This is a genomic window from Acaryochloris marina MBIC11017, assembly GCF_000018105.1.
In the GTDB taxonomy this organism is placed as follows: Bacteria; Cyanobacteriota; Cyanobacteriia; order Thermosynechococcales; family Thermosynechococcaceae; genus Acaryochloris; species Acaryochloris marina.
This window is the reverse complement of sequence record NC_009925.1, coordinates 3,570,119-3,583,601: the sequence shown is the minus strand read 5'-3', so window position 1 is coordinate 3,583,601 and position 13,483 is coordinate 3,570,119. Positions and strand designations below refer to the sequence as shown.

The window sequence follows — 13,483 nt, the reverse complement described above, 5'->3', positions numbered from 1 at the left end:
TCGCGGCACTTCTGGCCCATCTTTCCTTTCATACAGACCAGGATGGCGGTATGAACGCTCTAATTGCCTTAGCTGATTCGTCTACACCTTAGTCTGACCGACAACAGTTTGATAAGATTCGCACTATTGTGCGGACCAGAATTTTGGCGACGTCGTTAGGACCATTGAATGAATTTGCAGTGCCTCCCTGATTAGTAGCTGAGAATACGAGTTTTACATCAGGGATGAGCATCGAGATACCCACTATGTGGCGATGACTGGCGGGTCGTTTGGCTTCTTCAATCCTGAGAGCAAGTACACCAAAGCCCGCTTGGATAAACTGTCAATATTCAACCTTAGACTTTCGAAGCAAGCCCTATCAATAGACAAACAAACTTCCATCCTTCAGAGATAAGCCTTAGTCTGTAAACAGGCTAAGGGTTTTGCATGCTCCCACTAACACAAGTTAGTCACAAACTAAGGGTGGGTAAACTGGGTATGACAGTACGGGGGATCAAGCACTATGGCAACCTCTCAGTGGTTACCGGCTAAACAAACAGTACGATCTGGCTTAAGACTGACACGACATCTCTTGCAAGGCGATATTTTCCGATTTGCCCATCAGCAGGCCCAACCACTCAGGGATAAATATTCCTACCTTTGGAGTCAGTTTGTAACTCCCATTCCTCAGCGCCCTGGCGCTAGTGCAATCAATGCCAACCGCCTCAAGAACCTACAAATTGCGGTCCAGCATCTAGATGGCTTGATTCTCAAAGCTCATAAAGTCTTTAGTTTCTGGCATCAAGTGCCTCGTCCCACTCTCAGCAATGGTTATTGCGAAGGCCCTGCCTTTTTCAATGGGACGGTCACAAAAGATGTTGGCGGTGGGCTGTGTTTAATCTCTACTAATTTATTCAATACATTTCTGTTGTCTGGCTGTGACATTCTAGAGCGTCATAACCATAGCATCGACCCTTATGGGGATCGTCGATTTTTTCCCTTAGGCAGGGATGCAGCCGTCTTTTATGGCTATAAAGACTTGATCATCAACAATCATCAGACCGTTGATTTGCAATTAGCCCTAGACATTTCTGATGACCAGGACCAAGTAAAATCTTCACTATGGGGTACTGAACCTAAAACTGCAAAACTCAAGGTTGAGTCTGTGCGTAGGAATGAACGACCTGCTCCTGATTCCCAAGGAATGCCAGGCTACGAGGTTGAGACCACTCGTTTAGTTGCTCATACGACTGATGTTGGCACGATCAATTGGCATCCAGACTATTGAGCCGTATCAGCTTACCAACCTTGTAGCTATTCTTACTATCCTTCAGGGATACCCTCTGCCGCTTAAACCGGTCGATCAAGAGCCCTTTCACCACCCCAGCGCTGAACAATTTGATCATCGTAATTATCGGCAGCAGCCAAAACGGCTTGTACTGAAGCTTCTAACTCATTGGGATCGCAAGTCGACCCCACAATCGTATGCTCAAATAGGATGTCCCCCGCATCGTTCACAGAAAATGCGCCAAACCGCATTTCTGCATTTTCGCGTAACAGATGGGATTGCAAATCAGCTGCCATATTCGCCCCTGAGACAACGGTAGAGCGAATATTGATCACACTATCTTCCTGCCAAGGAAAAACGCGTACCTCTACCCATGCTGAGCCCATAAACAGTCCAAAACCTGGCTCATCTAGTTTCTCCCAAGGGATGTCTTCAAAGAGTTCATCCATCCAGCTGGCAACTTTGGTGTGGCACTCTTGCTGAGCTTGCGTTTGAAATTCCATTCCAGTCCTTAACTATTCCAGGGATTTTTCTATAACAATAGTAAGACGTGCTGCAAAAACTCCCACAACACCCAAAACAGTTAATAACGGAGCGGTAATGATGCCAACAGCGCCAACCCCCACTCCGACGGACAGAGGAATCTCCATTAGCGAACGTCCAGCATCCGTTTTAATGATGATTTTGCGGACATTGCCTTTTTTAACCAGCTCTTTGACTTTATCCATCACTGAGCCACTGCTGAGTTTAAATTCCTCAACCCGAGTGGGGTCGCTAGGGGTAGCATCTTTCATAGGGACCTGATCGCTGGGTTCACTCATGGGGTTATTCTCCGAAGAATAGCGCAATTAAAAAGTAGGTTGACAGGTTGCAACAGGGAATTAGAGGGTTCTAATCCATGGCACCACTTTGAATCAGCGATGAGGTCAGCATAGCATTCTCTGATATAGCTTTAACCTCTGATAACAAAGCATTACGGCGCTCTTGTAAGGCCCGATCTAAATCAGGAAAATATTCAGGAACAGGCATCATGTCACTAAAAATTTCGGTCATAACTACATTATCGATGACCCGAAAAAAGTCTGTCGGATTAGGACCATCGGTATGACGACTCAAAACCCCAAAACCAGACCGTTGTCGATGATATTTACGCACGATGGGATAATCTTGCAACCACTCCTGAAACGTTCGCGCCTGCTGCATACTATCTGAGGTAATTTGCACCAGTTGCTCTGTTGCATCCGTCTCCGTTCCCCTAAGCCAAGCTTTCGCCAACAAAGACAATCGTTGATCAGGCATTGCCCAAGCTTGCAGGATATGGCGAGAGGCGTTCGATAATTCTGGGGAAACCTGAATGGGTCCCCCTGGTTTACTTTGAGCCACCTCTACCAAAGCTCGACTGAGGGGGCTACCATAAGTGTCGAGATCGGCTTGGGCTGCCTCAAAGTTGCCACGCCACCACTCCAAACTCCCTCTACCTTTATGGAGATGGGTATTTAGATCATCTAAATGCTGATGCCCTTGCAACAATTGGTTATAGGTTTGTCCTAATTTAGCTAGAACCTTGTCATAAATCGACTGCAAGGGGGGCGACTTCCAAGCAGGACTCGTAATCCAGATAGGATTGCGCAGGCATTCTAAGGTCATAGCTTGCACAGCGAGATCGGTTTGCCCCTGGCCTAATAAACTCAGACCCAACCCAAAAAAGACCCCTCGCTTTGCAGGCAGCAGTTCTGCCGACTGGGCAAATTCTTGGGTCGCTTGTCGTGGATCCGTCTGCAAATATAGCCACCCTAAGTTGGTATGGCCAAACTCTTGATCTGGGGCGGCCTGATTGCCTTGAATAAATTGCTGACTAGCGGTTTGAATCAAGTAACTTCTGAGCTTGGGATCCTTGGTTTTTAATCCCATCTCTCCTAAGTTCCATCCCAACTGGTAGGAATAATAGGGTTCCCACGGGGCTTTGGCTTGAGCATTTGCCAAGCGCTGGCGAAATCGGTCGATCTCTTGCTGTTCTAAAGCGGCAAAGCCTTGGTGAGACACCTGCCAAGCAGCATGAATGGGCGCGACCGATATTCCAAAGGCTAAGACAATACCGAGCAGAACGCCAGCCATTGATTTACTCCGCTGATCAGATGGCGCTTTGACTTGGGTTGCGTCACTTGTAGTCCCCATAAAGCCAGCAAGGCAACCTAGGCTAATAATCATCAAACCACTAATGCCAATATTGTCTAGCTGATAATCTGTCAGAGAAACGAGACTGTATCCTAAGAGGCCGGCGAGCAAACTTTGGGGCAAGAGATTGACTGTGGCTTGAGTCATGTATCGCCCCCCTTGCCAGATCAGCCACCCCAGCAAGAGGACAAAAGGAACCATTCCTGCCAAACCCAGCTCGGCCCAAATTTGCGGCAAGGTTCCATGTAACTGATAGGCATGTTCGGCTTCTAAGCCTGCCCAGTGAGGTCGATAGGCTTGATAGGCCAAAGGCACACTTCCTACGCCCATTCCCGTCACAGGTTGTTGCAGTCCCATGTTCCAACCGGCCACATGAGTAATCAGTCGATAGGCCATATCTCCACCGGAACGGCCTTGCAAAAAATTACTAATTTGACTGCTAAGGCGATTGTTGGCGAATACTAATACGACAACAATGCCAAGGCTAGCCAAGGTTCCGCCCATTAACCAGCGACGGTTCAGTCCCTGTTGACGAAAGAGGACCAATCCCAAATACACACCGGCAACCAAAAGCCCTAACCAACCGCCTCTAGAGCTAGTGGTGTACAGATCAATGAGGCCCAAACCCAAACAGCCAAACCACCACCATCGCCAACGCAGATGGGTCAACCCCAAGCCCAGTAAAAGGGGCAAAGCCAGCACTAAATAGCCAGCCACATAGTTTTGATGACCAAAGGGAGCCCAATTTCGCAGTTCTAGAGTTGAGAAGTTATAGCTAGCTTGCACCCCTAATTTTTGCAGCGACTGGAGGCGATTCAGCTCTGGTAATAAGGTCTGGCTCACCCAAAGGCCAAGGCTGGTGACAATCAGACCAGCACTCACGATGCCTTGAGTCACTAGTAATCGTTGACGGCGAAGGGGCGTTCTTGCCCAGGCGTTGACGCAGTAGATGGCGGCTATGCCACCTAGGGCAGCCCCCGTGTACCAACGCGCCTGGTTGGGGAATCTAGCCAAGGAGGCCGATAGCAGCAAACCCACCATGGTCAATGCAGCGAGCCAATCTAGACCTTGCTGTAAACGAGGGATCGGTGAACGCTGCCAAAGCTGTCCCACTAGCCAGAGCACAGGACACAGCCAGGTCAATTGCCACACAAACACCCAGGGCCACGACACCATGATGCTGTGACTATCGGGCATTAGCGTAAATAGGAAATACAACCCTAGACAGAGAATACCGAGGAGCGATCGCGACGAGGTAGCCGCCGCTATATCCGCAGAAGAGGGGTTCAGATCATCAAATTGTGAGTCTGAGGATATGGCCATTACAAATATTGGGTACCTTGCAGTCAGATTACCCGGATCGCTAACTTTAGCTGACAACTCAAAATGGGGGACCCTGCATGGCGGCAATCGATCGACGGCAATTTTTAACGCTAACAGGCGGAACAGCAGCACTCCTCGCCTTGGGTGCTTCACCCTCTGAACAATCTAAGGCCAAGGTTCCTGCCCTTACAAATCGGATCAAGCTGCAGGCATGGACATCTACGGGCAAACCCATGCCTGCTAAAGTCTTCAACCAAACATTGTTCCTCACCCTAGGGGATGAACCCATGCCCAATCCTCCCCGTCAAGTGGACTCGGGTGTGTTGTGGACCACAACCCCCTCTGTTCCGTTTGCAATTGTTCTCTATCTGGCGGTTAAAGGGTTTGGTAAAGTTGCTCTTTATGCCGATAACCAGGGCCAAGGATATACGCCAGCAGACTTTCCTCTGAATTTGAATTTGGCCTGTGCTGAGTCTCGGATACATCGGGTGCGGACTGCGATAGCAACATGGCAACAACAAGGCTTTGAATGTTCCGCTCCCATTACCGAACAACTTCAGCTAGCTGAGGCTTACCTCCAGCAAGCCCAAGCAGCTTCCAGTCCCAAAGCCATGGCCGCCTTGACCAATGATTCTCTACGAGAGAGCTTGTGGGCAGGGGAATCTGCCGTCTTCGCCCACGCTCAGCACCAAATTAATCAGCGGGGCCATCGACCCGATTTTCTATTTGGCTGCAACTTCTTTCGTCACCCTACAGCAGGAGACGATTATGATCGCCGATTTAAACAGCTGTTTAACTTTGCCACCCTGCCCTTCTATTGGCGTTCCTTTGAGCCAGAAGCCGGAAAGCCCAATTTTGCTAAAACTGACGAAATGGTGAATTGGCTGGAAGCTGAAGGGATTACACCAAAAGGGCACCCGTTGGTCTGGTTTCACGGGGCGGGACTCCCCGCCTGGGCCAGGGACAAACCCTATGCAGAACTCCAAGATTTGCTGCGTCAGCGGGTACAAGAGATTACGAGACGATATGGCAATCGCATTCCCTACTACGACATCATCAACGAAGCCCACGATATTGATTGGGCCAACACCCTCAACTACTCTGCTGAACAACAGCGAGAGATGACTCAGTTAGCCACTCTAGCAACGGCCAAGGGCTATCCCAATGCAAAACGAATCATCAACACCTGTTGCCAGTGGGCCGAATATATTCCTAAGGGTCCCCGCCAACCCCCATTACAAAGTGCCTATCAATATCTACAAACCTGTTTGGAGACTGATATTCCGTTTGAAATTATCGGTATGCAGCTGTACTACCCCAATCAAGACATGTTTGAAATTAATCGTCTCTTAGAGCGGTTTAGCCAGCTCGGTAAACCGATTCACATCACAGAATTAGGGGTGTCCTCCAACACCACGCGGGCTGAGAATACCCCTTTCCCAAATCCCCCCGGTCTCTGGCATGCTCCTTGGACTGAGAATATTCAAGCCGATTGGGTCGAACAGTTCTATACCTTGTGCTACAGCAAATCCTATATTCAAGCCGTGACATGGTGGGATCTTGCTGATGGCAGCTTCTGGCCCCATGGTGGACTACTCAGATCAGATTTTTCTCCCAAGTTGGCCTATCTTCGCCTGAATACACTTCAGAAACGATGGTTAGCCCTAGGTGCCTAAAGCCAGCCTGGAGAACTGTCTACAGATTTGACTTAACTTTCACAAGATGGAGCTAGAGCCCAGCATTAAGCAGCCATTATTTCTTGCATTAACCAGAACCCGGCAAATTGTTCAGATTCAGGCGAAGATTGCACCGCCACAAAATGAACTTGCTGAGCAGCCTGCTTGGTTTTTTCAAAATCTTGAATTTCTGCCACCAGGGGATCATCATTCAGATAGGCAATCACCCAGCGATCGCTAAGCCCTGTTTCTAAAAGCAATTGAGGTTTAGGATCCATTTCCAGTTTCAGGCAGGCCAATTCCAAACCCGACATCCACCCTGCCAAAGGAGTAGAGCGCTCCGAGAAAATCAGGAGCCCGGGAATTGCAGTCTCTGGCGGGAGGTTCAACTGCGCCAACGGAATTTTAGCGCCGAAAGCAATATCCCACTCGTCCATCTCTTCAAACGCACTGAGTTGAAGCGTTACGAGTCGCCAGCCCTCTCCTTGCAAGGCATCCGGTAAAGGCTTAGGCAAGGTGGGCTCAAAAGTCATGGGCGCAGCCATCATAGGTTGATACCCCGGATGCTGGGGGTAAACAGTCTGCTCCCGTTCACAAAGCCACTGATATACCCCAAAGGTTCTCCGGCTCGGTTGGGCGGGGATCTCCAACGCTTCACAAGCCCGCGGAATGATACTTTTCATCGAACGCCGAAAAAAGCGAATTCTTTCTGGAAAGTCTTGTTCACCATAATTGGCTTGCTGACGCCATAGGGGTAACGCCTCAGCTAATGCTTCTTGTAGCCAACGGGCATTGGCCTGTGAACCAGAGCAAACTTTGGTGAACTCAAAGTTCCGTTGAGAATCACAAACGAGGAGTTCCCAAATTTTTTTTTGTTGCTCGTCTAAAATAGGGCGCGAATAAAAATCGATTTCCCAAACCTTACTCATATTTAATGTCAAACCCTAGATGCTATATCAATGTAAAGTTTTGGGGAATTAGGTGAGAAACCCCAATATATCCTTGATCTACTACTTTCAGGTTACTCTGTTCTCTGACCAGAAAAAAATGTATCGCCTTATACAGAATTGTGAACTCTACCACGTGTTGAATCGATTAAATCAGTGGGTTGGGTGAACCCATATCCAATTTGCTTTATCGATCGGGCTTATCTTCTTTAGATCGTTTAATTGCTTTAGTATCCAAATTTTAGGAATGGCTGAAGTCTCTACATCTAAATCAACTACTAGAGCAATTGGTTGTCCATCGTTTATCTAGGAAACGTATTGTGGTGATGTCTAAGCCAATTAAATCGAGGTCTAAAAACCTCAAGCGCAGAAAGCGCTTATCTCCTGCTTGGCAGCTTTGCATGCCAATGACAGCAATAGTTTTATTATTTTGGTCTGTGGCCGCTGTTGCCCAAGAAGCAGCTCCCCCTGACCCCACAGCAACCCTCACCGTTGGGTTAGATACGGTTTGGGTACTGCTCTGTGCTTTTTTAGTCTTTTTTATGAACGCCGGATTCGGCATGCTGGAAACGGGCTTCTGTCGTCAAAAGAATGCCGTCAATATCCTAGCCAAAAACTTGATTGTGTTTGCATTAGCCACCATTGCCTACTGGGCTATTGGTTTTGGCTTGATGTTTGGCGATGGCAATCCGGTCTTAGGGACTGCCGGGTGGTTCGTCGGTGGTGCTGACAACAGTCCAGCCACTGGAGATGCCTATGAAGGTATTTTTGGAGCTTTGAATTGGACAGGAGTTCCACTCTTTGCCAAATTCCTCTTCCAACTTGTGTTTGCTGGAACTGCAGCCACCATTGTGTCTGGAGCAGTGGCTGAGCGCATTAAGTTTGTCTCTTTCTTGATTTTTAGCTTAGTGCTCACTGGCATTCTCTATCCCATTTCTGGTCATTGGATTTGGGGTGGCGGCTGGTTAGCAGGTATGGGCTTTTGGGACTTTGCCGGTTCTACAGTCGTCCACTCTGTCGGAGGCTGGGCAGCTTTCGTCGGTGCTGCGTTCCTTGGACCTCGGTTAGGTCGCTATTCTCAAACTGGGGCCACTGCTATGCCTGGTCACAATATGAGTATTGCTACTCTAGGGTGTTTGATTCTGTGGTTAGGATGGTTTGGCTTTAACCCAGGATCCACTATGGGGGTAGGGGATGGTGCTGCCATTGCTCATGTGGCCCTGACTACGAATATTGCGGCTGCTTTCGGTGGCGTTGCGGCAACTTTCACGGCTTGGTTCTACCTCGGCAAGCCTGATTTATCCATGGTCATCAATGGCATCTTGGCTGGCTTAGTGGGCATTACGGCCCCTTGTGCTTGGGTGACGGTTCCTTGGGCTGCAGTGATTGGTCTGATTGCTGGGGTGATTGTTGTGTTTGCGGTCACTATCATCGATGGCATGAAGATTGATGACCCAGTGGGTGCCATCTCTGTTCACTGTGTCTGTGGTGTTTGGGGCACTTTGGCGGTCGGTCTATTTTCTCAAGGACCAGATGGTCTGATCTATGGCGAAGGAGGCGGTCCTGCTAAGGGTCTTATCCTAGGCGGTGGCTTTGAACAAATGATTCCGCAAATCGTTGGTATCCTGGCTGTCGGTGCTTTCACGTTGGTCACCACGGCCATTGCTTGGGCTGCCATCAAGGCAATTGCTGGACTCCGGGTTCCTGAAGAAGAAGAAATCAAAGGACTCGATATCAGCGAACATGGCATGGAAGCCTATAGCGGTTTCCTTAAAGATGCTCAAGTTCAAGGCAGTCGAGCAACCTCAGCGATACGCTAACACTTCTCTAAACAGCCATCTAAAGCATGGCTAACATTAGAGCTTGAATAACATATATTCACAAAACGCCCTGGTGTAATCCAGGGCGTTTTGTGAATATATCCAAACTACATAGGCTCAGGTTTACATCTAAGGATAGGGTGGAGAATATTTTATGATTGAGGCTTCAATGGACTGGCCCAGTTAGGCCATGAGGTCTTTTGCAAAATAAAAATGTATCTAAAAATACAGATTTACAGTACCTAGCACTGTTGAATCGATTAGATTAGGACCCCAAAGAGGTTTCAGTCGATTCAAGCCCTAACTGTCCCTTCAGTAATCATTCAAAGATGGCCCTCAATTTGTTATTTAGTCATGGTTTCGATGCCTTTATCCAAATCAATTACTAGAGCAATTGGTTGTCCATCGTTTATCTAGGAAACGTATTGTGGTGATGTCTAAGCCAATTAAATCGAGGTCTAAAAACCTCAAGCGCAGAAAGCGCTTATCTCCTGCTTGGCAGCTTTGCATGCCAATGACAGCAATAGTTTTATTATTTTGGTCTGTGGCCGCTGTTGCCCAAGAAGCAGCTCCCCCTGACCCCACAGCAACCCTCACCGTTGGGTTAGATACGGTTTGGGTACTGCTCTGTGCTTTTTTAGTCTTTTTTATGAACGCCGGATTCGGCATGCTGGAAACGGGCTTCTGTCGTCAAAAGAATGCCGTCAATATCCTAGCCAAAAACTTGATTGTGTTTGCATTAGCCACCATTGCCTACTGGGCTATTGGTTTTGGCTTGATGTTTGGCGATGGCAATCCGGTCTTAGGGACTGCCGGGTGGTTCGTCGGTGGTGCTGACAACAGTCCAGCCACTGGAGATGCCTATGAAGGTATTTTTGGAGCTTTGAATTGGACAGGAGTTCCACTCTTTGCCAAATTCCTCTTCCAACTTGTGTTTGCTGGAACTGCAGCCACCATTGTGTCTGGAGCAGTGGCTGAGCGCATTAAGTTTGTCTCTTTCTTGATTTTTAGCTTAGTGCTCACTGGCATTCTCTATCCCATTTCTGGTCATTGGATTTGGGGTGGCGGCTGGTTAGCAGGTATGGGCTTTTGGGACTTTGCCGGTTCTACAGTCGTCCACTCTGTCGGAGGCTGGGCAGCTTTCGTCGGTGCTGCGTTCCTTGGACCTCGGTTAGGTCGCTATTCTCAAACTGGGGCCACTGCTATGCCTGGTCACAATATGAGTATTGCTACTCTAGGGTGTTTGATTCTGTGGTTAGGATGGTTTGGCTTTAACCCAGGATCCACTATGGGGGTAGGGGATGGTGCTGCCATTGCTCATGTGGCCCTGACTACGAATATTGCGGCTGCTTTCGGTGGCGTTGCGGCAACTTTCACGGCTTGGTTCTACCTCGGCAAGCCTGATTTATCCATGGTCATCAATGGCATCTTGGCTGGCTTAGTGGGCATTACGGCCCCTTGTGCTTGGGTGACGGTTCCTTGGGCTGCAGTGATTGGTCTGATTGCTGGGGTGATTGTTGTGTTTGCGGTCACTATCATCGATGGCATGAAGATTGATGACCCAGTGGGTGCCATCTCTGTTCACTGTGTCTGTGGTGTTTGGGGCACTTTGGCGGTCGGTCTATTTTCTCAAGGACCAGATGGTCTGATCTATGGCGAAGGAGGCGGTCCTGCTAAGGGTCTTATCCTAGGCGGTGGCTTTGAACAAATGATTCCGCAAATCGTTGGTATCCTGGCTGTCGGTGCTTTCACGTTGGTCACCACGGCCATTGCTTGGGCTGCCATCAAGGCAATTGCTGGACTCCGGGTTCCTGAAGAAGAAGAAATCAAAGGACTCGATATCAGCGAACATGGCATGGAAGCCTATAGCGGTTTCCTTAAAGAGGCATAAGGCTTCCTTGTACCAGCCCCATCCACTGGGTTGAATATGTCATCTTTCATCAACAATAGCCCCCAGAACTACACCAGTGCTGGGGGCTATTGTTTTTTGTTTTGTGTAGGCAAAGAGCCAATCATACTTCTAAGGCACTTGCAAGGGCACCAATGTATTATCAGGCAGATGTTCAACGAACTCACCGTGTTTAGATAAAACGACCACTAACTCTAAGGGCCAATCAGGCTGTAGATGTAAATCGCTCCAAGGCACTGCAATTTCTAGGCATTGATCAAGACCAATCTGTACCCGATGGGAGCGACCATGCCATTGGTTATGGTCAGCCGCTTCTTCCAACCAAATATCGTGATTGGTGAGATTAATACCCAAATGATGGTGGTAGCGATAGTTGAGGGGGCTTTGATCAGGAATCTGGCCCAGGGGGATAGGGCTATTATTCATGGTTTGTCCCGGATAGAACCACAACAAGTGTAGTTCTGGTGGAGAGTCAACGCCCGGTTTTTTACCCACCTGAAAATCGAATCGCATGTAAAAATTCAGATGGTCTAAGCCATACCAGAGACGCTGGATGGTACTACTGCGATGCATCGTACCTCTGGAGCCAGCGATGGTTATCCGACCTGCATGATCCCAATCTTGTTCATCCACAACGCCATTGATCACAGGGTGGATAAAGCTTTGGGGACGATGATCTGCTGTGGACTGATGTTCTTCTAAAGGATACTGAAGTACTTCGGGGACTGGCTCGTCTAAGGATTGATAGAGAGCGACTAAATGCTCCCGGAAAAGCTGATCAAAAATTTCATCTTGATTGGAAGAATGTCCTTCACCAAACCACCAAAACCAGTCAGATCCTTCTGCAGCGTATAAGGCTTCCCAGGCATCTGGGTTCTGTTCTTCTGTGGCTTCAGGATGCTTCTCTAAAGTCTTTCTCGCCTCGGTCAATAAATCCCAAGCTCGATTCTTAACGGGATCGCCAATCCAAGTGGTGAAGCTACCATCCACCCAAGATCCGCTATGGAGTTTAGTCGTCGGCAGAGTTGCTTGGGGTGGGAACTGTTCCAGATATTCAGAGACGGTGACGAGTTTGAGGTCATCAATCTCACTCAGCCTTTGATAGAGGCTTTCTAGGAAAGGAATGCCATCCCGTTCATAGTATTCCCAACAGTTTTCGCCATCGAGGGCAATCGTCACCAGCCAGGGCTTCGCCAAAGCGGTGCCTTCTTCAGGTTGGCGGTCGATGAGGGTGTTTGCGATCGCATGCAGATGCCCCACTAAATCAGAGGCGGCTTCTTTTGGCTGCATAGCGCTATAGGTAAAGCCTACGAGATCCGACAATCGGTGATCTCGAAAGACAATCGACAGATCACCTTCATAGGTACTTAAGCGATAGGGCTGGTAGAGAATCTCCGGTTCAAAGACATTGCCATATTCATCTCGATGGAAGAAATGATGGGTGGTCCACCCTAAAACCGCCTCATCGGAGCATAGCCAGTCAAACCCCTGCTTGGCCACATAGGGCAAAATACTAGGACTCACCGACTGCTCAGATGGCCATAATCCGCGGGGAGCACGTCCAAATCGTTCTTCGTACATCTCCCACCCTTTTTGCAAGTGGCGAGGGATATCTTCTGGCCATTGGAACTGGGCTTCCGGTAAATCCATATGGGGCACCGCAACCCGTCCCGCATCGGTATCCGCTAACAGGGGCAAAATGGGGTGAGTATAGGGAGTTGTCATCACCTCTAGCTGACCGTCATCCTGCATCTGTCGATGTTGAGGCACAATGCGACTGAGGATCTGGCGCTGCTTTTCGATAATATCTTTGCGGTCCTGAAGACTAAAATCGCGGTCCTGTTTGAGCCAGCGAGCAATATCCGGATCATCCCAAAACAGGGGATCAATCCAGGCGAGATTGTGCCAGGCCAATAAATCGCCATAGTCTTGGGCCGTCCAGTTTTCTAGGCACCAGGCTTCCCCTTTTTCCTGCTTCTGGCAAAACAGTTCTGCATAGCGAGGATGGGGATCAACCAAAGTTTGGTGATGGGCATCAAAGAAATGCTGGGCAATAAATTGATGTTGTTCTGGCGTCAGCTTTTCTGTAGGCAGAGTCGCCACTTCCAAATAAGGGTCAATGGCAGTCCTCGCTACATAGTCCTCGATCTGCATGAGCAGGGATGGCACCAAGTTGACGGTTTGATGCAACTTGGGGTAGCGACTCAGCAACAAGACGAGATCTAAATAATCCTTTGTACCGTGCAACCGAACCCAAGGAAGTCGGTATTGGCCGGTGACTCGGCTTTTATAAAGAGGCTGATGCTGATGCCAAATAAAGGCGATATAAAGCGGGTGAGTCATAGGTCACCGTATACTGAGGATTG

Annotated in this window: 9 protein-coding genes; 4 read left to right on the top strand and 5 right to left on the bottom strand. The window is 48.7% G+C overall.

Going from position 1 to position 13,483, the window contains the following annotated elements; all coding sequences use genetic code 11:
• Positions 1–502 precede the first annotated feature (502 nt).
• Entirely contained in the window at positions 503–1,267 is a 765-nt protein-coding gene (locus AM1_RS37645; protein ID WP_012163926.1) for a VanW family protein, read from the top strand.
• A 62-nt stretch (positions 1,268–1,329) separates the two neighbouring features.
• Here the strand turns inward: AM1_RS37645 and AM1_RS16025 are convergent, their stop codons facing one another.
• The 3 genes from AM1_RS16025 to AM1_RS16015 all read right to left on the bottom strand — a co-directional run bounded on the left by AM1_RS16025 (position 1,330) and on the right by AM1_RS16015 (position 4,765).
• Positions 1,330–1,770, bottom strand: a complete 441-nt coding sequence (locus AM1_RS16025; RefSeq protein ID WP_012163925.1) for a T3SS (YopN, CesT) and YbjN peptide-binding chaperone 1 — start codon at positions 1,768–1,770, stop codon at positions 1,330–1,332.
• A gap of 12 nt (positions 1,771–1,782) precedes the next feature.
• Positions 1,783–2,088 (bottom strand): DUF4342 domain-containing protein, encoded by a 306-nt coding sequence (locus tag AM1_RS16020; RefSeq protein ID WP_012163924.1) that lies wholly within the window; start codon positions 2,086–2,088, stop codon positions 1,783–1,785.
• Between the two features lie 70 nt (positions 2,089–2,158).
• Positions 2,159–4,765: an O-antigen ligase family protein gene (locus AM1_RS16015; protein WP_012163923.1), complete on the bottom strand. Its 2,607-nt coding sequence runs from the start codon at positions 4,763–4,765 to the stop codon at positions 2,159–2,161.
• A 77-nt stretch (positions 4,766–4,842) separates the two neighbouring features.
• Between AM1_RS16015 and AM1_RS16010 the strand changes: the two genes are divergently transcribed.
• Positions 4,843–6,441, top strand: coding sequence for an endo-1,4-beta-xylanase (locus AM1_RS16010; RefSeq protein ID WP_012163922.1), 1,599 nt, complete (start codon positions 4,843–4,845; stop codon positions 6,439–6,441).
• Positions 6,442–6,506: 65 nt separating this feature from the next.
• Here the strand turns inward: AM1_RS16010 and AM1_RS16005 are convergent, their stop codons facing one another.
• Positions 6,507–7,370: a Tab2/Atab2 family RNA-binding protein gene (locus tag AM1_RS16005; protein WP_012163921.1), complete on the bottom strand. Its 864-nt coding sequence runs from the start codon at positions 7,368–7,370 to the stop codon at positions 6,507–6,509.
• Between the two features lie 344 nt (positions 7,371–7,714).
• Between AM1_RS16005 and AM1_RS16000 the strand changes: the two genes are divergently transcribed.
• Together AM1_RS16000 and AM1_RS15995 are read left to right on the top strand one after the other, a co-directional pair.
• A complete protein-coding gene (locus tag AM1_RS16000) occupies positions 7,715–9,208 on the top strand; it encodes an ammonium transporter (RefSeq protein WP_063710527.1) in 1,494 nt (497 codons plus the stop codon).
• Positions 9,209–9,641: 433 nt separating this feature from the next.
• Positions 9,642–11,099: an ammonium transporter gene (locus tag AM1_RS15995; RefSeq protein ID WP_083776721.1), complete on the top strand. Its 1,458-nt coding sequence runs from the start codon at positions 9,642–9,644 to the stop codon at positions 11,097–11,099.
• Between the two features lie 129 nt (positions 11,100–11,228).
• On the opposite strand, the gene AM1_RS15990 is transcribed toward AM1_RS15995, so the two are convergent.
• Positions 11,229–13,460 (bottom strand): glycoside hydrolase, encoded by a 2,232-nt coding sequence (locus AM1_RS15990; protein ID WP_012163918.1) that lies wholly within the window; start codon positions 13,458–13,460, stop codon positions 11,229–11,231.
• Positions 13,461–13,483: the final 23 nt, after the last annotated feature.